We start from the raw sequence: 20,284 nt of genomic DNA, 5'->3' as shown, positions 1-20,284 counted from the left end.
GCCGGCATGGGTACGACCGCCGAGCACCTCCTCGTGACCGATTCCGCCATCTCGGCCGACCTGCGCGTCGTGGTGCTCGCCGGTGGGCTCTCCTACGAACGGGACGTGTCGCTGCGCTCCGGTCGTCGGGTGCTCGACGCGCTGCGCGCCGTCGGGGTGGAGGCCGAGCTGCGAGACGCTGACGTCGCGCTACTGCCGGCGCTCGCGGCCGACCCGCCGGACGCGGTGGTGATCGCACTGCACGGTGCGACCGGCGAGGACGGGTCACTGCGCGGGGTGCTGGATCTGTGCGACGTTCCGTACGTCGGCTGCGACGCTCGGGCCTCCCGGGTCGCCTGGGACAAGCCCTCGGCCAAGGCGGTGCTCCGCGAGGCCGGCATCCCCACCCCCGACTGGGTGGCGCTTCCACACGATCGTTTCTCCGAGCTTGGCGCGGTCGCCGTCCTGGACCGGATCGTCGACCGCCTGGGCGTACCCCTGATGGTGAAGCCGGCACAGGGCGGGTCCGGGCTGGGCGGGGCTGTGGTCCGGGACGCGGCCGCGCTGCCCGCCGCGATGGTCGGCTGCTTCGCGTACTACTCCACGGCGCTGGTGGAGCGGTACGTGCCGGGGATTGATGTGGCGGTCTCCGTCGTCGACCTCGGCGACGGCCCGCAGGCGCTGCCGCCGGTGGAGATCGTGCCGCCCAACGGCGTGTACGACTATGCCGCCCGCTACACCGCGGGACGGACCACCTGGCACGCCCCGGCCCGGCTGGACCCGGAGGTGGCTGCCACTGTCGCCGACGTGGCCCTCGCCGCGCACACAGCGCTCGGTCTACGGGATCTCTCCCGCGTCGACGTGATCGTGGACGCGGCCGGCCAGCCGCACGTGCTGGAGGTCAACGTCTCGCCCGGCATGACGGAGACGTCACTGCTTCCGCTCGCCGTGCAGGCGGCCGGGCTGGACTTCGGCCGACTCCTCGGCACCCTGGTCGCCCGAGCAGCCGCCCGCCTCACCAAGCACTGACCTACCCGCCAACCCGTCGGACGACCATGAGGTTGGCCTGTCGGCGTCAACCTCATGGTCGTCAGTTCAGTGGGTCGCGCGTACGTCGGGTGTGTCGCTGCCGTTGGCGCGCGCAGCTGGGCCCGGAGTGCCGGTGCCTCCGACGCCGTTCTCGGGGATGTCCTTGCTGACGGCCTCCCCGTTGGCCGGCTCGGACGCGGCCGGGTTGGCGGGAACCTCGTCGGCGCTTTCACTTGCCGGGCCGACGTGGAGTCCGTCGGTGGCCGTCGTGGTAGCGCCGTCGGGTGCTGCGGCGGTGGAGTCCCGGGCGACGGCGGCCGAGGTGCCGGGCAGATCGGCGGCGGATGCCGTCCGAGCGGGTTCAGCCGCCGGCCCGGTGACCGTGCCAGCCCGGGCGGGTTCAGCCGTCCGGCCGGGAACGGTGGTCGTCGTCGAGCCGGCATCAGCATCCGGGTCCACGACCGGATCGGCCGGGGGCCCGCTGTCGGCGTCGGTCGGATCGGGAGTGGAGTCGAGCGCTGGTTCCGGGATCTCCTCCGCCGCCTCGATGACCGAGACCGACTCCGTTCCGGCTGCTGCCGCTGAGGCGGCCTCCGCTGCGGCAGCGGCATCCGCGGCAGCGGACTGGGCCAGCAGACTGGACGGCGCCTGCCACTGGATGCGGGGCGGCTCGGCGAGCGGGCGGCCACCGAACTCGGCGAGCCAGGCGGCGACGAGCGCCAGATTTTCCCGCCACTGTGCCTCGGAGATCGGCGGCAGGATCGAGTCCCACAGAGAAAGGAACGTGCCCCGCAGCTGAAGGCGGCCGTATGGGCGGGCGAGGAACCACATGTGCAGATGAGCCGAGCCGTCGCCCCAGCGATTGACGTGCACCCGCGCCACGCCGTCGAGTGACCGGATGGCCCGCTCCAGACGTACGGTCATCACCCCCAGCTCGGCGGCCAGCAGGTTCGGCAGGTCGCCGAGGTCGAGGTGGGTGCGCGATTCCAGGATGAGCACCATGGGCAGGCCGGTGGGCCGGTCCATGGCGCGGACCCGCCACCGCTCGCCCACCCAGATGTAGGCGTCGTCGGGCGCGTTGCAGGCGGTGCATTCCCGGAGACCCTCGCCCTTCCGGGGCGGTTCGACCGGGACCGGATCATCGAGTTGCTTCACGTGGAGGTCACCCTCGAAGGGAAATGACGGCCACTGGGTGAAGTCCGGGACTGAGGGAGGGTTGTCGTGCACGACGCTGACCCTAACCGAGTCTGGCACCGCTGTCCCTACCTGTTCGAGCGGTCCCGGGCGACCGGATCGGTGCCCGCCGTCGATCAGGTCCGCGTGGTCGCGCGGGCACCGAGAGGCGATATCCACAGGCTGCCGAGATCCTGAACACAGGCCGTCATCCACAGGCTCACACCCGCTCCCACGCGCTGTTTCACGTGAAACGGGGGGTGCCTGTGGACAACCGGTGTGGATAACTTTTCGGCCGGTCGGTCGTTGTCCGCGAACCGCAAATGGACGGCGCCGACGGCCACCGGGGACGGAATTGAACGAGGGCCCTCCGATCGGCACCGCATGCCGCCGCCGGCGCGGCACCCAGCCGCCGATAGCCCCTCACTGGCCCGTTTGGCACGCGTCAGTGGTGACGGCCCTGGCTCGTTAGCGGACCCGTGTCAGCACAGACCTCGGCCCTTGCGGCCTGGACGCCCGGATGCCCGGACGCTCCGGACGCCCGGATGCCCCGGACGCCCGGACGCTCCGGATGCCCAAAGGCGGGGAGGTCGGTTCGCATCACCGGTGTCGAGCGTATGAGACGGGGAGCGACTCCGCTTGACCGCCGCTCCGACCCCCGTGGTTTCGATCAGGGCTACCGAGGCGCTGACTCGGTTTCACGTGAAACGGCGCGCAAGGCGGCGAAGTGAGTCCGGCGGTCCGGGCCGGGCAGCGAAGGCGAGCCGGCAGTCCGGGGCCGAACTGCCACTGGCCTATCGCTCGTACACCCCAGTTCTTGCGGTCCGACGGTCCAGCGGCGCGGACTCCCACCAAGGTCGTTGCGAGGCTGCTCCGCCAGATTGAACGCGATCGGGAGCCTCCGCCCCCCTGCGATGACCACGGAGATGCCGTTTTGCGGCACTCAGCGGCTCGCTGGCGCTTTGATCGACGCAGGGGGTGGTTGCGGGCGAGTGGACCATCAACGAGCCTTCTGCGACGCGTGTAGAGGTCCGCGCGGTGCCGCACCCACTCAGGGCCGCCACCGGACGCCCGCCACGGCATCCGCTCCGCCAGAAGCAGCTCGCAAGCGGGGGTTCGTCGCCCAACACCGCGCCCACCGCCATCGCGCCCCGCCGACCGCAGTCCGCGCCCCGCCGTCCGCAGTCCGCAGTCCTCAGGCCCCTGTCCGCCGACCGCCGACCGCCGACCGCCGATTGTGCTGTCGCGCGTGCGGGCTGGGCGCGACCGGCCCCATCCCGCCCCACCGCTCTCCGCCGACGCCTCCTGCCGCCAGAGAGGGACACCGGGTTGGCTGGGCGAGCCGAGGACGACGACGAACCGCAGGGCCTGTCGATCCGCTGAATCAGAGCCGCCGGCTGTTTCACGTGAAACGCGACGACCCCGGAACGCAGAACGGCCGCGCCCCCAATGGGTGGCGCGGCCGTGGGCGAGCGGGGGTCAGTCCTCCCCGCTCGCCTCCTGTTGCACTCCGATGATCCCGACGATCCGTTCAAGGTCGTCCACCGTCGCGAACTCGATCGTGATCTTGCCCTTGCTCCGGCCGATGTCCACCTTCACGCGGGTGTCGAACCGGTCGGACAGGCGATCGGCGAGATCGGTCAGGGCCGGCGCGTGCGCCTTGGGTCGTCGTTTCGCGGCCTGGCCCTTCGCCGGCCCGTCGTTGAGCGCCAAGGCCACGATCTCCTCGGTCGCCCGAACGGACAGTCCCTCGGCCACGATCCGCAGGGCCAACTGTTCCTGCGCCTCCGCCTCGTCGAGGCTCAGCAGAGCGCGGGCGTGCCCCGCCGAGAGGATGCCGGCGGCAACCCGGCGCTGCACCTGCGCGGGCAGGTTCAGCAGTCGGATGGTGTTGGAGATCTGCGGGCGGCTCCGGCCAATCCGGCGGGCCAACTCCTCGTGGGTGGCGCCGAACTCCTCCAGCAGTTGCTGGTAGGCGGCGGCCTCTTCCAGAGGGTTCAGGTTGGCCCGGTGGATGTTCTCCAGCAGGGCGTCGCGGAGCATGGCGTCGTCACGGGTGTCCCGGACGATCGCCGGGATGCTCTCCCGCCCCACCGCCTGGGCGGCCCGCCAGCGCCGCTCGCCCATCACCAGTTCGTACTTCTCGTCGTCGAGCTGCCGAACGACGATGGGCTGGAGGAAGCCGACCTCCTGGATCGAGGTCTTCAGCTCCTCCAGCGCCTCCTCATCGAAGACCTGGCGGGGCTGCTTCGGGTTGGGCATGATCGCGTCGACCGGGATCTCGGCGAATCGAGCACCGGGCACCGGGCTCAGCACGGGCTCCGGCTCGCGGACTGGCGCTCCGGCGGGCACAGCGGCGACGGCGTCGGTGCCGCCGTCGTCGTCCAGGTGCTCGTTCTCCGGCTCGGCCGTCGCGGTGCCAGCGGCACCCGGCGCCGGCCCGGTCGGGATCAGCGCGCCCAGGCCCCTACCCAGACCGCCCCGAGGACGGTTCTTCATGCCACGCCTCCCAGCGACTCGTCCGCACTACGCATTCCGGCCCACCGGCTCCTTGACGCCCCGCTCGGCGATCTCCTGGGCGGCCTCGAAGTAACTCGTGGCACCCCGCGAACCGGGATCGTAGGTCATCACGGACTGGCCGTAGCTCGGCGCTTCGGAGACCCGGACGTTACGGGGGATGACCGCCTGGAGGACCTTGTCGCCGAAGTGGTTCCGGACGTCCTGCTCGACGGCGTCGGCCAACCGGGTGCGGCGGTCGTACATCGTCAGCAGGATGGTGGAGACGTCGAGCTTCGGGTTGAGGTGCTGGCGTACCAGGTTGATGTTGTTGATCAGCTGGTTGAGCCCTTCCAGCGCGTAGTACTCGCACTGGATCGGGATCAGCACCTCCTGCGCGGCAACCAGAGCGTTGACGGTGAGCAGGCCGAGCGAGGGCGGGCAGTCGATGAAGACGTAGTCGAACTCGCCCGGGTAGGCAGCGATCGCCCGGTCCAGGCGCGTCTCCCGGGCCACGACCGACACCAGCTCGATCTCCGCGCCGGCCAGGTCGATGGTCGCGGGTACGCACCAGAGGTTGGGGATGCCCTCGACCGCCTGTGCCACCTCGGCCAGCGGCACGCTGTTGATCAGGCAGTCGTACACGTCGGGGATACCGGTGTGGTGCGGGACGTTGAGCCCGGTCGAGGCGTTGCCCTGCGGGTCGAGGTCGACTACGAGCACCCGGTTGCCGTGCAGGGCGAGCGCCACCGCAAGGTTGACGGTGGTGGTGGTCTTACCCACGCCACCCTTCTGGTTGGCGACGCACATGACCCGGGTCCGGTCCGGTCGAGGCATGGTCACCTCGCCACTGGGATTCAGGATCTGCACGGCGCGCATCGCCTCCATAGCCAACGGTGGGTCATCCTCTTCGCGCGTCGGGGTTTCACGTGAAACATACGTGGGGTCGGCCGCCACGGCAGCCAACGACTCGGTCGAAGCGACCGGTGCGTCGGCGACCACCGGCGCGGCGTCCCGAACGGCCGCCGCAGTGGGTTGGTGTGGAACGGCCGGCTCGAAGCGAACCGCTGCGGCGGTGTTACGGCGACCCGCGGTCGACCGCACCTCGGCGGCGTTGACCGGTCGACTCGACGCCTCCGGCGCCCGACGACCAGTCGCCGGCTCCGGAATGGCCGAACCCTCGGGCCGCCCTGCGCCCGACGGCGGGTCGAGCGCTGCCGGCGGATCGCCGTCGGTAGGTCGGGTCGATGGCCCGGTCGCGCCGGGCGACCAGCTTGGGTAGTCGGTTTCACGTGAAACGGGATCGCTGGTCGACCCGGTCACGCGTGGATCGTCGTACCTGCCGTCGTCATGCACCTGTCATCCCTGCCCGCTTCGGATGGTCGGTCCGCGCCCCGGTCAACTTGCCGCATCCTCGCCCGCAACCCGGAGCGTACGGCCCGCGGGAGCGGTCGGAGACCCGCGACGTCCGTCACCCGCTCCACACTATCGACGCGCGGTCAGCCTACGGCGGACGGGCGCGGCCGGTCCACGTCGGGTTCTCATCCCCTCGTCCATCCGTACCGGTACAACGAGGCAACCCACCGGCCGGAAGCCCGATGGCGCGAAGTGTCAACCTCGGCGGGAGCGTCCACCCCGGGCGCGCTTCTTGGCCGTCGGGCGGGCCGGGCCGACCATCCGCTCGCGCACGATCTCCACGACCGTGGTGGGAGGGTCGATCACCCCGACGCCGCAGAGCTGCACGGTCGGCTCTCCGCCGCCGAGTCGCGTGACCACCTCGGCGTGCTCCTCGATCTCGGCCGCGGCGGACGAGCCCTTGAGCGCCAGCAGCCGGCCACCGCGAACCGCCAGGGGAAGGCTCCAGCCCGCGAGCCGATCCAGGGGCGCGACCGCGCGGGCAGTCACCACGTCTCCGCTGATCGGCTCCCGGCCGCTCGACCCGCTGGCCGCCTCGTCGGCCCGGCCACGGAACACCCGCACCGACTTGGCCAGACCGAGTCGCTCGACGACCTCGATCAGGAACGACGTCCGCCGGGCCAGCGGCTCGATCAGGGTGACAGTGAGGTCGGGGCGAGCGATGGCCAGGACGAGACCCGGCAGACCGGCGCCGGAGCCGACGTCGAGCACCGTCGCGCCGGACGGGATCCGCTCCGCGACCGCAGCGCAGTTGAGCAGGTGCCGATCCCAGATGCGGGGTGCCTCCCGGGGGCCGATCAGGCCGCGGACCACCCCGTCGGTGGCAAGCAGTTCGGCGTACGCGGCGGCCAGGTCGAGACGGTCACCGAAGAGGGTCAGCGCGGCCGGGGCCAGCTCGGGTGGCAACGCCGCGTCGGCCGGTGACGGGGCGGTGTCACGCCCGGTCGAGTCGGCGTCGGCGTCGAAGGGAGCGGGACGGACAGCGGACGGCCCGGGCGGCGTGCCGCCCGGGCCGGACACGGCGTCGGCCGTGATGTCGTCGTGGGTCACCCGGTCAGTCCGCCGGCCGTACGACGATGCGCCGGTTCGGCTCCACACCCTCGGACTCGCTCGCCACGCCGGACATGGCGTTGACGACGTCGTGAACGCACTTGCGCTCGAACGCGGACATCGCCTCCAGGCGGACCGGCTCGCCGTACTCCTTGACCTTCTCGACAGCGTTCTTGGCGACCGCGGCGAGTTCCTTGCGGCGGTTCGCCCGGTAGCCACCGACGTCGAGCAGCAGGCGGCTCGGCGTACCGGTCTGCCGGAAGACGGCAAGGCGGGTCAGCTCCTGGAGAGCCTCCAGGGTGGCCCCGCGCTGACCGACCAGATTCTGCAGCCGCTCGCCGACCACCTCGACCATCGGACGGCCGGCGGCGACCAGCTCGTCGATGTCGCCGTCGTAGTCGAGGATGTCGAGCAGGCCCTCGACGTAGTCGGCGGCGATCTCACTCTGCCGGAACAGGTCGCCCTCGCCCACAGCCTTCTTCACCCGGGTGCCGGCGGCGGCGGTGTCGGTGTCGTCGTCCGCCTCGGTGTCATCGGCTTCGGTGTCGTCGCCGTCCACCGCGAGCGTGGCGGTCTCCTCCTCGTCCAGGGACTGCTCGGCGCGGGGGATGCTGGTCTCGGTCACGGTCTCATCTCCGTACTCGCTCGGCCGGACCGTGGGGTCCGACTGGTTTCCCGGGGCCGGCGGGAGGTCGCCGGTGCCCACAGGCACGTCTGTACGGGCAGTGTCGCCCGTGGCCGCGCGGTGCGCGGTCGGTTCCGCCCGGCGCCGGCCGTACGGCGGCTGCGCGGTGCGGAACGGGCCGCCGCCGGATCACCGGCGGCGGCCCTCGCAGGTCAGCCCTGCCGCTTGGCGGGGCGGCTCTTCTTCGGGTTGTTCACCGGCTTGGCACCCGGCTTCGGCCCGGCAACCTTGGGCGCGGTCGCCTTGACCGGCGCCGGCGGGGCCGCCTTGCCGCGGCCGAACAGGCCACCGGACTTGGCGGGCTGCACCGGGTTGCGGGTGGCGGCGGGGGCGACGGCCTTCTTGGCGGTCACCGGCGGCGGGAACTTCCGCAGCACCCACTGCTGCTGGCCGAGGGTGAAGAGGTTGTTGGTGACCCAGTAGATGATGACGCCGATCGGGAAGATCGCGCCGGAGATCAGCAGCGACGCGGGGATGCCGTAGAGCATCAGTCGCTGGATCATCCGCTGCTGCGGGTCCTCGGCCCAGCCGGTCTTGAGGATCATCTGACGGCTGGTCAGGTAGGTGGTCGCGATCATGACCAGGACCAGGACACCAGCAATGATCTTCACGGTGGTGCCGTTGGCGCCGAGGCTGGCCAGTTCGTCGGCCGTGGAGCCGAACTTGCCGGCGATCGGGGCGGTGAAGAGCTTCGCCTCCGAGGCGCTCTGGAACTGGTCGACGGTCCAGCCGTAGAGGGTCTTGCTCTGCTTGTCCGGGTCGAGCCGGCGCAGCACGTGGAAGAGGCCCAGGAAGACCGGGATCTGAAGGAACATCGGAAGGCAACCCATCAGCGGGTTGGCCTTCTCCTTCTTGTAGAGCTCCATCATTTCTTTCTGGAGCGTCTCCCGGTCACCCTTGTGCTTCTCCTGAAGCTCCTTGACCTTGGGCTGGAGCGCCTGCATCGCCCGCTGCGACTTGATCTGCTTGACGAAGACCGGGAACAGGATCACCCGGACGGTGACCACCAGGAAGATGATGGACAGGATCCAGGCGAAGTTGGTGCCGATCACCGCGCCGACGGGCACCCCGATGGCGTCCCAGGCAGAGTGCCAGGTCAGCAGGATCCACGAAATCGCGTAGTAGATCCAGTCGAGACTCAGACTCAATTCGGGGCTCCAGTCACATCAGCACGACGGCGGCCGCCCGGCTCCGGCACCGGGTCATATCCACCAGGGTGAAAGGGGTGGCAGCGCAACAACCGCCGGGCCGCCAGCACGGCTCCCCGGAGCGCGCCGTGCCGGACGACCGCCTCCTGGGCGTACGCACTGCACGACGGGTAGAACCGACAGCGAGCCGGCAGTGCCGGACTTATCCACCGACGGTACGCGATGATGGGCGCGATCAGCACCTTGGCACCTGTTGTCGACGGCCGTGGGCTGCTCTGCTCGGTGCCGGTCATCGGGGCCGCCGTTCGCGGGGCGACCGGGCGACCGCGATGGCGGCGTCCAGGTCGGTGGCGAGCCGGGGGTACGACGCCTGCGCCGCGGCGGGGAGCGCCCGGACGACCAGGGTGCTGCCGGTGGGCAGGTCGGTCAACCGTTCCCGGACCAGCGCCCGCAGTCGGCGCCGGACCCGGTTACGGGTCACCGCGTTGCCGACCGCCTTAGACACGACGAAGCCGGCACGGGAGGGCGCGGACGACTGCTCCGCACTGTTGTCCCGTGCCGGCTCCGGCGAGGTCGGTGTGCTGGGGTCGACGGTCACCGCCACGGCCAGGTGGACCACGACGGCGCCACGTCCGGCGCGACGGCCACCGCGAACCGCTGCGGCGAAGTCAGTGCTGCGCCGCAGTCGCTGTGCGGCGGCCAGCACGACTGCCCACGTCCCCTGGACCGGCCCGGTCGGCTCAGGCCGACAGGGTGGTGCGACCCTTGGCGCGACGGCTCGACAGGATGGCACGGCCGGCACGGGTGCGCATGCGCAGCCGGAAGCCGTGGGTCTTCGCGCGCCGGCGGTTGTTCGGCTGGTAGGTGCGCTTGCTCACGTCAGGCTCTCCGTTTTCGTACGCGCCCCGCGCGACGGGATCGCCGGGGTCGTGTGGTGGTCCAGGCCACCTCGACGGTGGCCCACGATCGGTGCTGTCCAGCGGAGCGGGGACCTCGGCGATGCGGGGATGCGACCGCGGACAGCAAGCACCATCACCCTAGCAGAGGGCGAGAAAGCAGCCGTTCCAGCCTACGCAGGGGGGCAATGACCGTCAAACACCCCGAGCAGTGGACAACGGGGACGCGCCCGAGGCCGAAGGGCGCTTTTCGCTGATGCCGACAAGGGCGCCGCCGCGTCGCCGGTTGATGGCGCAGGGACAACGCTGTTACCGTGCCCGATTGCGGTGAGCGTCGGAAGGTCCGGTCGTCGCGCAGGCAAGACCGGACATGGCAGTGAATCGTTCGGCACGGTGAACCCGCTTCAGCGCCCGTTCAGGCAGGGGCAGGTCCCACCCGCGTCCGGCGGCGGCCACAATCGGTCGGTACACAGGCTGTGGATAACTTGTGGATGACCACCGGTCGACCGTCCGGGTGGGTGTTGTTCCACCCGCGAACGCGGCGGGCCCGGGACGGCCGGCTGGCAGACAGCGGCGGCCGGGAGCAGAAGCGAGGGGGTGGCACGACGGTGGCCGGTACGACCGACCTTGCCGCGGTGTGGTTAGCGGCGACCGACGAGCTCGCCGACGAGATCATCTCCGCCCAGCAGCGTGCCTATCTCCGACTGACCCGGCTGCGAGCGATCGTCGAGGACACCGCACTGCTCTCCGTTCCGGACGCGTTCACCCGCGACGTGATCGAGTCACGGCTGCGCCCGGCCATCACCGAGGCGCTCACCCGCCGGCTCGGCCGACCGATCCAGGTAGCGGTCACCGTTCGGGTGGCCGAGGACGCCACCGGCCGACCGGCCGGCACCGTCTACCGCAGCGCTCCGGAGACCGGGCAGCTCGACATCGACGGCCCGGGTCTCGCGCCGTTCGACGACGACCACGGCTCTCGACCGTCGGCCGACGCGATGATCCCTGAGCAGTCCTCCGTGCCGCGCACCGATCCGGTGGCGCCGCCCGCGCCGGCGGGTCCGCCGCTCGCGCCGAGCATGGAGGGGCATCGCGCGGGGTTGATTCCCGCCAGCAGGGACGGGCAGGAGGCGTTGTTCAGCGCCTCTTTCGCGGAGCCCCTGCGGCCCTCCCGACCGGGCCCGGACCGGCGCGGCTACGACGACCAGGCCGCCCGCCTGGATCCGCCCGGCCCGGACACCCGCCCCTACGAGCCCCGCTACCGGGACGACTCGGCGTCGCCGCGCGACCAGCACGTGATCCGTTCGCTCCCTCGGGACAGCGGAACGGACAGCGGCCCGGGTCGCAGCGCGGTGGACCATCGGACCGGTGGCCGTGACGACCGACGGTTGCCCGGTGCCGACACCGGCGGCAACCGGCTCAACCCGAAGTACATGTTTGAGACGTTCGTCATCGGCTCGTCCAACCGCTTCGCCCACGCGGCGAGCGTGGCGGTGGCGGAGTCACCGGCCAAGGCGTACAACCCGCTGTTCATCTACGGGCACTCCGGGTTGGGCAAGACACACCTTCTGCACGCCATCGGGCACTACGCCACGACACTCGGCAACGCCCGCTCGGTCCGGTACGTCTCGACCGAGGAATTCACCAACGACTTCATCAACTCGCTCCGGGACGACAAGACCAGCGCGTTCCAGCGGCGCTACCGCGACGTCGACATCCTGTTGATCGACGACATCCAGTTCCTGGAGAACCGCGAGCGCACCCAGGAGGAGTTCTTCCACACCTTCAACACGCTGCACAACGCCAACAAGCAGATCGTGATCACCTCCGACCGGTCGCCGCGCCAGCTCGCCACCCTCGAGGACCGGATGCGAACCCGGTTCGAGTGGGGGCTGCTGGCCGACATCCAGCCGCCGGATCTGGAAACCCGGATCGCGATCCTGCAGAAGAAGGCGGCGCAGGAGCGGATGTACGCCCCGCCGGACGTGTTGGAGTTCATCGCCTCCCGGGTGTCGAACTCGATCCGGGAGCTGGAGGGCGCGCTGATCCGGGTGACCGCGTTCGCGAGCCTGACCCGGTCGACAGTCGAGCTGTCGCTGGCCGAGGAGGTGCTTCGGGACTTCATGCCCGACGGCGCCGGTCCGGAGATCAACGCCGACCAGATCATGGCCTCGACCGCTGACTACTTCGGAGTGAGCCTGGAGGATCTGCGCGGCCAGTCCAGGTCCCGTGTGCTCGTCAACGCCCGCCAGGTGGCCATGTACCTGTGTCGGGAGTTGACCGAGCTGTCGCTGCCCCGGATCGGGCAGGCGTTCGGTGGCCGGGACCACACCACTGTCATGCACGCCGACCGCAAGATTCGTCAGCAGATGGCGGAGCGCCGCTCGCTCTACAACCAGATCGCCGAGCTGACCAACCGGATCAAGCAGAACAGCTGAGGCGTACGACCGCCGTACGGCGGCGTACAGCCCGGAACACGCCCGGCCGGATCTCCGGTCGGGCGTTCTTTTTGGGTCGGTCAGCTGGACTCTCGACATGGTGGAGACCACAGCATCGAGGCCGTGACCGCCTCGATCCCCACTCGTTATCCACAGCTCGCTGTCCACCGTCGGTGGATAACTACGGTCCGTCCTCCGCCAGTTACCCACAGGCTGTGGAAAAACCCTGTGTACGAGGCTGTGGACGCCTGGGGACGACGGCCAGGTTATCCACCGATCATCGTCAACCTGTGTACGAGCTGTTGAAGGTTCTGGGGATGACGGCAATGGTGATCTTCCCCGCGATCCACAGGCTTGGGGAGAAAGTCGGTGGATTACCGGTGGATAACCGGTGGACAACGGTGGACAACCGGCCGTCGTCACCGGGCTGTGGACACACAGGCCGGTTGCACCCCGGGTTCTCCACAGCTAAATCACCGGTGGATAACCTGTCTGAGCTGCCCAGACTTCGGTTTTCCACAGTTTGCACAGGTGCGATGAAGACGATGAGTTATCTCTTCTAAGAGAACAAAAACCAATCATCACCGTTGGGCTTTCTGTGGATCGGGCCGAACGCTGTCGGATCAGCCGGTCAGCATCGACACGATCCATGGGGTCGGGCGCACAGCCGATGTCCCCGCGCCCTAAGGTGCGATGGGTACCCGCACGGTCGGGCGGGACGGTAGGCAGCGGTCGGCATGAGAGAGTTGTCGCTGACGTCGACGCGGAGGCATTGATGAAGTTCCGAGTGGAGCGCGACGCGCTCGCCGAGGCTGTGGCGTGGACCGCGAAGAGCCTGCCCAACCGGCCATCCGTACCGGTGCTCGCCGGGGTGATGCTCCGCGTCACCGACGGCAACCTGCGGGTCTCCGGGTTCGACTACGAGGTCTCCAGCCAGGTGACCGTCGAGGTGCAGGGCGACGCCGACGGCGCCGCGCTCGTCTCCGGCCGCCTGCTCGCCGAGATCACCAAGGCGCTGCCGGCCAAGCCGGTCGACATCGCCGCGGTCGGCGCGCACCTCGAGCTGGTCTGCGGCAGCGCCCGGTTCACCCTGCCCACCATGCCGGTGGAGGATTACCCAGCGCTGCCCGAGATGCCGCAGAGCGCCGGCACTGTCGACGCCGCCGCGTTCGCCACCGCCGTGGCCCAGGTGGCCATCGCAGCCGGTCGCGACGAGACGCTGCCGATGATGACCGGTGTCCGCGTCGAGCTGTCCGGCGACACCCTGTCGATGCTCGCCACCGACCGTTACCGGTTGGCGCTGCGCGAGATCCAGTGGCGGCCGGACGACCCCGAGGTGAGCATCAACGCCCTGGTGCCGGCCCGCACCCTGAACGACACCGCCAAGGCCCTCGGCCCGCTGGGCGGCGAGGTCACGCTCGCCCTCGCCCAGGGCGCCGCGGGCGAGGGCATGGTCGGCCTCGCCGGCGGCACCCGACGCACCACCAGCCGGCTGCTCGACGGTGCCAACTACCCGCCGGTGCGGTCGCTCTTCCCGGCCACCCACAACGCCGCGGCCCGGGTGCCGGTCAGCACGCTGATCGAGGTGGTCAAGCGGGTCGCGCTGGTCGCCGAACGGACCACCCCGGTGCTGCTCAGCTTCAGCGCCGACGGCCTGGTGGTCGAGGCCGGCGGTTCCGAGGAGGCACGGGCCAGCGAGGCGATGGAGGCCACCTTCACCGGTGAGCCACTGACCATCGGCTTCAACCCGCAGTACCTCATCGACGGTCTGGCAAACCTGGGCGCCCAGACGGCCGTGCTCTCGTTCGTCGACGCCTTCAAGCCCGCGGTGATCTCCCCCGCCGGCGAGGATGGCGAGGTCATTCCGGGGTACCGGTACCTCATCATGCCGATCCGCGTCTCGCGCTGATCGCGCCCAGCAACACCAGATCCACGGAGGTAGGAACACATGCAGCTCGGCCTGGTAGGACTCGGCCGTATGGGCGGCAACATGCGGGAGCGGTTGCGTTCGGCCGGGCACGAGGTGGTCGGCTTCGACCACAACGCGCAGATCAGCGACGTCACGACCATCGCGGGCCTGGCAGAGAAGCTTGAGTCGCCCCGCGCGGTCTGGGTCATGGTGCCCGCCGGTGTCACCGACGCCACGATCGACGAGCTCGCCGAGGTGCTCGGCGAGGGCGACATCATCATCGACGGCGGCAACTCGCGCTTCAGCGACGACGCGCCCCGCGCGGAGCGGCTCAACCAGCGGGGCATCGGCTACCTGGACGTCGGGGTCTCCGGCGGCGTCTGGGGCCGGCAGAACGGCTACGGGCTGATGGTCGGCGGCGCCCAGGAGCACGTGGACCGCCTGATGCCGATCTTCAACGCGCTCAAGCCGGAGGGTGAGTTCGGCTTCGTGCACGCCGGCCCCGTCGGCGCCGGGCACTACTCGAAGATGGTGCACAACGGCATCGAGTACGGCCTGATGCACGCCTACGCCGAGGGCTACGAGCTGATGGCCGCCTCGGAGCTGGTGACCAACGTGCCGGGTGTCATCAAGTCCTGGCGGGAGGGCACCGTCGTCCGTTCCTGGCTGCTCGACCTGCTGGACCGGGCGCTCGACGAGGACCCGGAGCTGGCGGACCTGAGCGGCTACACGGAGGACACCGGCGAGGGCCGGTGGACGGTCGACGAGGCGGTCCGGCTGGCGGTGCCGCTGAACGTCATCACCGCTTCGCTGTTCGCCCGGTTCGCCTCACGGCAGGAGGACTCGCCCGCCATGAAGGCCGTCTCCGCGCTGCGTCAGCAGTTCGGTGGCCACGCCGTCCACAAGCGCTGAGCGGTATCCACAACCTGTGTACGTTCACCGGCTGGAACTGGTCGACTTCCGCTCGTACGAGCGGGTGGCCGTCGACCTCCAGCCGGGAGCGAACGTCCTGATCGGCGCCAACGGCGTCGGCAAGACCAACCTCGTCGAGGCGCTGGGCTACGTGGCGACCCTGGACTCGCACCGGGTCGCCACCGACGCGCCTCTGGTCCGGATGGGCGCCACGTCAGCGGTGATCCGCTGCGCCGTGGTGCACGACGGCCGCGAGCTCCTGGTCGAGCTGGAGATCGTGCCCGGCAAGGCCAACCGGGCCCGACTGGGCCGCTCACCGGCGCGGCGGGCCCGGGACGTGCTCGGGGCGCTCCGGCTGGTGCTCTTCGCTCCGGAAGATCTTGAGCTGGTCCGGGGCGACCCGGCCGAGCGCCGCCGCTACCTGGACGACCTGCTGGTCAACCGGCAGCCCCGGTTCGCCGGCGTGCGGGCCGACTACGAGCGGGTCGTCAAGCAGCGCAACGCCCTGCTGCGCACCGCGTACCTGGCCCGCAAGACCGGTGGGTCCCGGGGCGGCGACCTCGGCACCCTCGCGGTCTGGGACACCCACCTGGCCCAGCACGGGGCCGAGCTGCTCGCCGGCCGCCTGGAGCTGGTGGCCGCGCTCACCCCGCACGTGGCGAAGGCGTACGACGCGGTGGCCGCCGGTCGAGGCGCGGCGAGCATCACCTACCGGCCCTCGATCGAGCTGGCCGAACCGACCACCGACCGGGCCGCGCTGGCCGAGGCGCTGACGGCGGCCCTGGCCGCGTCCCGCTCCGCGGAGATCGAGCGGGGCACCACCCTGGTCGGCCCACACCGCGACGAGTTGGCCCTGACTCTCGGCCCACTGCCCGCCAAGGGGTACGCCAGCCACGGTGAGTCCTGGTCGTTCGCCCTCGCGCTGCGGCTGGCCGGGTACGACCTGCTGCGCGCCGACGGCATCGAGCCGGTGCTGGTGCTCGACGACGTCTTCGCGGAGTTGGACACCGGCCGCCGGGAGCGGTTGGCAGAGCTGGTCGGCGGGGCGAGTCAGCTGCTGGTCACCTGCGCGGTGGACGACGACGTGCCGGCCGCCCTGCGCGGCACCCGCTATCAGGTCGGCGAAGGGACGGTACGCCGTGTCGGATGAGCCAGGCACCAAACGGCCAGCGGCCGGCGACGGCCCTGCTGCGCGTACCCCCAAGGCGGCGGAGGGATCGGCGGCCGGTGGGTCGGCGGCGGCCGCCAGCGGCCCGGAGCTGGCCCGGGCGGTCCTCGACGCGGCGCTGTCCCGACGGCAGGCGGCGGCCCGCGCCCGGCGTACCCCCGGCGGCGGCGACGCTGCCGGAGGCTCCGGGCGGCGGTTGCGCGGCTACTCCGGCCCCGGCCCCGATCCGCGCGATCCGCAGCCGCTCAGCGCCGTGCTGAACCGGCTGGTGAAGGCGCGGGGCTGGCAGCAGCCGGCGGCCGAGGCCACCGTGTTCGGCGCCTGGGAGCGGGTCGTCGGCGCGGAGGTCGCGCAGAACAGTCGCCCGGTGAAGTTGGAGAACGGCGAGCTGACCGTGGAGGCCCGGTCGACCGCCTGGGCCACGCAGCTGCGGCTGCTCGCCGGCTCGCTGCTCAAGCAGATCGCCAGCGAGGTCGGTCACAACGTGGTGCGCAAGCTGCACATTCACGGCCCGGCCGCGCCCTCCTGGGGGAAGGGCCCACGCCGGGTACGCGGCCGGGGCCCGCGCGACACGTACGGCTGAGCCGGCTTCAGCCGCGCCGGTCGGCGGCGCGGGCTGCCCGCCTGCGTTCCCGCTGCTCCCGGGTGAAGCGCTTGCGCTCGGCCAGGTCGCGTTTCCACGCCTCGCGGGCCTCGGCCGAGCCACCCTGCACCGCGCCCTGCACACCCTCGGCCGGGCCGGCGAGGTGCCGGAAGGCCCAGCGCATCAGTCGGCCACCCTCGCCCACGCGGTGCTCACGCGGCTGATCTCGGCCGCCAACCGGCCAGCCGCCTCGGAGACCGACGCGGCGGCTCAGGCGTCGGCGTAGACGGCGAACCCGCGCTCGGCGCAGCGCCGGTAGAACGCGGCCAGCACGCCCAGCTCGGCGCAGGTGAAGTTCCACTGCGGCGGGTCACCGCGCTCGTCGCGCAGCGCGTCGAGCCGGCTCTCCAGCCAGCGCAGCTGCTGCTCGGCCAACCGACCATCGCCGAGCAGGGAGCGCAGCACGGTGCTCACCGAATCGAAGGTGACCGCCTCGCCGGTCGCGCGGTGCGCGGCCACGAACCGCTCGATGCCGCTCGCGATCCAGGAGCAGCCGTCCGGGTCGATCACCGGATCCTCGTCCTCGGCGGCGGCGTCTGTGGCGTACAACACACCCTCGAGGCCGAGCAGCAGATCCACCAACTCGGTGTACGCGGTCGCCCGGATGGTGCCGGTCTTCGCGATCAGCTCGGCCAGCGCCGCTGTCGGCGCGGAGATGCGCGGCAGGTCGACGATCTCGCCGAAGTCGACGAACTCGGCCGGCGCCACCGGATCGTAGAAGCGGCCGGTCCGCGGCCAGTGCACCGCGACGTTGTCCAGCCCCATCTGTCACCTCTTAAAGAGCACGTGTCGGGTCGATCGGGTCGATCGTCCCGGTTCCAACCGGTAAAGATCAAGGCTGGTTCCGGGGCGCCGCAAACGTACGGCACTGACGCTTCGGCCGCGACCCCCGACCCGCCCGACCGCGGGTCAACCCGTTCCGGGGCGGCGCGTGCGATGGGGGCCTGGCGTGTGGGGGGAGTCGTGGGCGGCGGGGTTCTGCCGGCTATGGACTTCTCAGCCGCCTCTCTGAGGGTGCCGAGTGGTGGTTCTGTCCTCCGGGCACAGTAGGATTGACAGCGAGACGAAGACCCGGTGCGGGAGTGGGACGGGGCCGCTAGCCCCAGATTCATTCTCCACGTCGGGTCGAGCCGATCGCGATCCGCGGGCAACCGCGGCGACCGGCGCGTTCGACCCGCTGTCCGGAGGTCTCCGGCGCCGGTCCACGCGCCGACGTCGCGTCCTGTCCGCCGAACCCGCGCCCGACGCGCCCTAGCGGCGCGGCTGACGCGAGAAAGTGGCCGAGGGTGGCAGCGCAGGACAAGCAGGAGTACGGCGCAGAGTCGATCACCGTTCTCGAGGGGCTGGAGGCGGTTCGCAAGCGGCCCGGTATGTACATCGGGTCCACCGGCGAGCGCGGTCTGCACCACCTCGTCTGGGAGGTCGTCGACAACGCGGTCGACGAGGCGCTGGCCGGATACTGCGACACCATCGACGTGGTGCTGCTCGCCGACGGCGGCGTCCGGGTCACCGACAACGGCCGTGGTTTCCCCGTCGACCTTCACCCGAAGCTCAAGAAGCCCGGTGTCGAGGTCGCGTTGACCATCCTGCACGCGGGTGGCAAGTTCGACGGCAAGGCGTACGCGGTCTCCGGCGGTCTGCACGGCGTCGGTGTGTCAGTGGTGAACGCGCTCTCCACCAAGATGTTCGTCGAGATCCACAAGTCCGGCTCCGTGTGGCGGCAGCACTACACCAACTCCAAGCCGAGCCAGCTGGAGAAGGGCGAGACCACCGACCGCACCGGCTCGGCGGTCTCCTTCTGGCCCGACCCCGACGTCTTCGAGACCGTCGACTTCGACTTCCAGACCATCTACCGGCGCCTGCAGGAGATGGCCTTCCTCAACCGTGCCCTCCGCATCCACCTGCTCGACGAGCGGGTGGCCGAGGAGGAGGACGGCCGGCAGCGCGAGGTCACCTTCTATTACGAGGGCGGCATCGCGGACTTCGTCCGGCACCTCAACGCCTCGAAGAGCCCGATCCACAAGACCGTGGTCGAGTTCGAGGCCGAAGAGGAGGGCATGTCCCTCGAGATCGCCATGCAGTGGAACGAGTCGTACGGCGAGTCGGTCTACACCTTCGCCAACACGATCAACACCCACGAGGGCGGCACCCACGAGGAGGGCTTCCGGTCCGCGCTGACCAGCGTGGTCAACCGGTACGGCACCGACAAGAAGCTGCTCAAGGGCGACGAGAAGCTCTCCGGCGAGGACATTCGCGAAGGGCTGGCGGCGATCATCTCGGTCAAGCTGGCCAACCCGCAGTTCGAGGGCCAGACCAAGACCAAGCTGGGCAACACCCCGGTGAAGAGCTTCGTGCAGCGGGTCTGCAACGACCGGCTGGTCGACTGGTTCGACCGCAACCCGGCCGAGGCCAAGATGATCATCACGAAGGCCTCCCAGGCGGCCCGGGCTCGGATCGCCGCCCAGCAGGCGCGCAAGCTGGCCCGGCGCAAGTCGCTGCTGGAGTCCGGCTCGATGCCGGGCAAGCTGGCCGACTGCCAGTCGACAGACCCCCGCGAGTCCGAGGTGTTCATCGTCGAGGGTGACTCGGCCGGCGGCTCGGCCAAGCAGGGTCGCGACCCACGGACCCAGGCGATCCTGCCGATCCGCGGCAAGATCCTCAACGTGGAGAAGGCCCGGATCGACCGGGTGCTGAAGAACAACGAGGTCCAGGCGCTGATCACCGCGCTGGGCACCGGCATCCACGACGACTTCGACATGGAGAAGCTGCGGTACCACAAGGTGGTGCTGATGGCCGACGCGGACGTCGACGGCCAGCACATCCAGACGCTGCTGCTCACCCTGCTGTTCCGCTTCATGCGTCCGCTGGTCGAGATGGGGAACGTCTACCTGGCCGCCCCGCCGCTCTACAAGATCAAGTGGAACAAGAAGGGCGACGACGCCCAGTACGCGTACTCCGACCGCGAGCGGGACGGGCTGATCGCGCTGCGCCAGCAGAAGAAGCCGAACGCCAAACCGGACGACATCCAGCGCTTCAAGGGCCTCGGCGAGATGAACTATCCCGAGCTGTGGGAAACCACTATGAACCCGGCGACGCGTACCCTGCGTCAGGTCACTCTCGACGACGCGGCGACCGCCGACGAGTTGTTCAGTGTGCTGATGGGTGAGGACGTCGAGGCGCGCCGGTCGTTCATCCAGCGCAACGCCAAGGACGTCCGGTTCCTGGACATCTGACAGACCGTGGTGGGGGGGGGGGGGGCGGGGCGGCGGCGGCGCCGGGGGCCAGCGGGTTTGAAACCGCGGGGGCGGGAGGGGGCCCGGGGGGGGCGCCCGGAAGACAGGGGGC

At 70.6% G+C, this 20,284-nt stretch carries 17 protein-coding genes and 1 pseudogene; 7 read left to right on the top strand and 11 right to left on the bottom strand.

What is annotated here, in order from left to right:
- Positions 1-6: 6 nt before the first annotated feature.
- Positions 7-1,008 (top strand): D-alanine--D-alanine ligase, encoded by a 1,002-nt coding sequence (locus ABZS40_RS14915; RefSeq protein ID WP_354943820.1) that lies wholly within the window; start codon positions 7-9, stop codon positions 1,006-1,008.
- 636 nt (positions 1,009-1,644) lie between these two features.
- Here ABZS40_RS14915 and ABZS40_RS14910 read toward each other — a convergent pair.
- The 9 genes and pseudogenes from ABZS40_RS14910 to rpmH form a co-directional block, all read right to left on the bottom strand.
- Positions 1,645-2,235, bottom strand: a pseudogene (locus tag ABZS40_RS14910) (hypothetical protein); the annotation flags it as partial.
- A 1,425-nt stretch (positions 2,236-3,660) separates the two neighbouring features.
- Positions 3,661-4,680, bottom strand: coding sequence for a ParB/RepB/Spo0J family partition protein (locus tag ABZS40_RS14905; RefSeq protein WP_354943819.1), 1,020 nt, complete (start codon positions 4,678-4,680; stop codon positions 3,661-3,663).
- A 27-nt stretch (positions 4,681-4,707) separates the two neighbouring features.
- Positions 4,708-6,033, bottom strand: coding sequence for an AAA family ATPase (locus ABZS40_RS14900; protein ID WP_354943818.1), 1,326 nt, complete (start codon positions 6,031-6,033; stop codon positions 4,708-4,710).
- 255 nt (positions 6,034-6,288) lie between these two features.
- Positions 6,289-6,999, bottom strand: coding sequence for a 16S rRNA (guanine(527)-N(7))-methyltransferase RsmG (gene rsmG, locus ABZS40_RS14895; RefSeq protein ID WP_354943948.1), 711 nt, complete (start codon positions 6,997-6,999; stop codon positions 6,289-6,291).
- A gap of 148 nt (positions 7,000-7,147) precedes the next feature.
- Positions 7,148-7,768, bottom strand: coding sequence for a R3H domain-containing nucleic acid-binding protein (locus ABZS40_RS14890; RefSeq protein WP_238677489.1), 621 nt, complete (start codon positions 7,766-7,768; stop codon positions 7,148-7,150).
- Positions 7,769-7,980: 212 nt separating this feature from the next.
- Positions 7,981-8,970: a membrane protein insertase YidC gene (gene yidC / locus ABZS40_RS14885; RefSeq protein ID WP_354943947.1), complete on the bottom strand. Its 990-nt coding sequence runs from the start codon at positions 8,968-8,970 to the stop codon at positions 7,981-7,983.
- 2 nt (positions 8,971-8,972) lie between these two features.
- Positions 8,973-9,269 carry a membrane protein insertion efficiency factor YidD gene (yidD, locus tag ABZS40_RS14880; protein WP_354943817.1) on the bottom strand — a complete coding sequence of 99 codons (297 nt, stop codon included), beginning with the start codon at positions 9,267-9,269 and terminating at the stop codon, positions 8,973-8,975.
- On the bottom strand, positions 9,266-9,682 hold the full coding sequence (rnpA, locus tag ABZS40_RS14875) for a ribonuclease P protein component (RefSeq protein WP_354943816.1): 417 nt from the start codon (positions 9,680-9,682) through the stop codon (positions 9,266-9,268). Before rnpA ends, yidD begins: the two co-directional genes overlap by 4 nt.
- Positions 9,683-9,716: 34 nt before the next feature.
- Positions 9,717-9,854 (bottom strand): 50S ribosomal protein L34, encoded by a 138-nt coding sequence (rpmH, locus tag ABZS40_RS14870; protein WP_007453904.1) that lies wholly within the window; start codon positions 9,852-9,854, stop codon positions 9,717-9,719.
- A 626-nt stretch (positions 9,855-10,480) separates the two neighbouring features.
- Here rpmH and dnaA point away from each other — a divergent pair.
- The 5 genes from dnaA (at position 10,481) to ABZS40_RS14845 (ending at position 16,879) form a co-directional block, all read left to right on the top strand.
- Positions 10,481-12,307: a chromosomal replication initiator protein DnaA gene (dnaA, locus tag ABZS40_RS14865; protein ID WP_354943946.1), complete on the top strand. Its 1,827-nt coding sequence runs from the start codon at positions 10,481-10,483 to the stop codon at positions 12,305-12,307.
- A 775-nt stretch (positions 12,308-13,082) separates the two neighbouring features.
- Complete coding sequence (gene dnaN, locus ABZS40_RS14860; RefSeq protein ID WP_210782097.1) at positions 13,083-14,216, top strand: DNA polymerase III subunit beta; 1,134 nt, start codon at positions 13,083-13,085, stop codon at positions 14,214-14,216.
- Positions 14,217-14,255: 39 nt separating this feature from the next.
- Complete coding sequence (gene gnd / locus ABZS40_RS14855) at positions 14,256-15,128, top strand: phosphogluconate dehydrogenase (NAD(+)-dependent, decarboxylating) (RefSeq protein WP_354943815.1); 873 nt, start codon at positions 14,256-14,258, stop codon at positions 15,126-15,128.
- A 16-nt stretch (positions 15,129-15,144) separates the two neighbouring features.
- The gene (gene recF / locus ABZS40_RS14850; protein ID WP_354943814.1) at positions 15,145-16,278 is read left to right on the top strand and encodes a DNA replication/repair protein RecF; all 1,134 of its coding nucleotides are present in this window, start codon (positions 15,145-15,147) and stop codon (positions 16,276-16,278) included.
- Positions 16,268-16,879, top strand: coding sequence for a DciA family protein (locus ABZS40_RS14845; RefSeq protein ID WP_354943813.1), 612 nt, complete (start codon positions 16,268-16,270; stop codon positions 16,877-16,879). The genes recF and ABZS40_RS14845 overlap by 11 nt, the downstream gene beginning before the upstream one ends.
- A gap of 7 nt (positions 16,880-16,886) precedes the next feature.
- Here ABZS40_RS14845 and ABZS40_RS14840 read toward each other — a convergent pair whose 3' ends face one another.
- Both ABZS40_RS14840 and ABZS40_RS14835 read right to left on the bottom strand, forming a co-directional pair.
- Positions 16,887-17,063: a hypothetical protein gene (locus ABZS40_RS14840; protein WP_354943812.1), complete on the bottom strand. Its 177-nt coding sequence runs from the start codon at positions 17,061-17,063 to the stop codon at positions 16,887-16,889.
- A gap of 86 nt (positions 17,064-17,149) precedes the next feature.
- Positions 17,150-17,704, bottom strand: a complete 555-nt coding sequence (locus tag ABZS40_RS14835; protein ID WP_354943811.1) for a hypothetical protein — start codon at positions 17,702-17,704, stop codon at positions 17,150-17,152.
- Positions 17,705-18,225: 521 nt separating this feature from the next.
- On the opposite strand from ABZS40_RS14835, the gene gyrB reads away from it, so the two are divergent.
- Positions 18,226-20,172, top strand: coding sequence for a DNA topoisomerase (ATP-hydrolyzing) subunit B (gene gyrB, locus ABZS40_RS14830; protein ID WP_354943810.1), 1,947 nt, complete (start codon positions 18,226-18,228; stop codon positions 20,170-20,172).
- Positions 20,173-20,284 lie beyond the last annotated feature (112 nt).

The organism is Micromonospora sp. NPDC005324, from assembly GCF_040607155.1.
Lineage (GTDB): Bacteria > Actinomycetota > Actinomycetes > Mycobacteriales > Micromonosporaceae > Micromonospora > Micromonospora trifolii.
This window is presented reverse-complemented; position numbering and strand designations above follow the sequence as displayed.

Excerpts from the sequence above, each read along its gene's own strand:
- dnaN (WP_210782097.1), top strand. The coding sequence starts at position 13,083 with ATGAAGTTCCGAGTGGAGCGCGACGCGCTCGCCGAGGCTGTGGCGTGG.
- ABZS40_RS14835 (WP_354943811.1), bottom strand. The coding sequence starts at position 17,704 with ATGGGGCTGGACAACGTCGCGGTGCACTGGCCGCGGACCGGCCGCTTC.
- ABZS40_RS14905 (WP_354943819.1), bottom strand. The coding sequence starts at position 4,680 with ATGAAGAACCGTCCTCGGGGCGGTCTGGGTAGGGGCCTGGGCGCGCTG.
- yidD (WP_354943817.1), bottom strand. The coding sequence starts at position 9,269 with ATGACCGGCACCGAGCAGAGCAGCCCACGGCCGTCGACAACAGGTGCC.
- gnd (WP_354943815.1), top strand. The coding sequence starts at position 14,256 with ATGCAGCTCGGCCTGGTAGGACTCGGCCGTATGGGCGGCAACATGCGG.
- ABZS40_RS14840 (WP_354943812.1), bottom strand. The coding sequence starts at position 17,063 with ATGCGCTGGGCCTTCCGGCACCTCGCCGGCCCGGCCGAGGGTGTGCAG.
- ABZS40_RS14915 (WP_354943820.1), top strand. The coding sequence starts at position 7 with ATGGGTACGACCGCCGAGCACCTCCTCGTGACCGATTCCGCCATCTCG.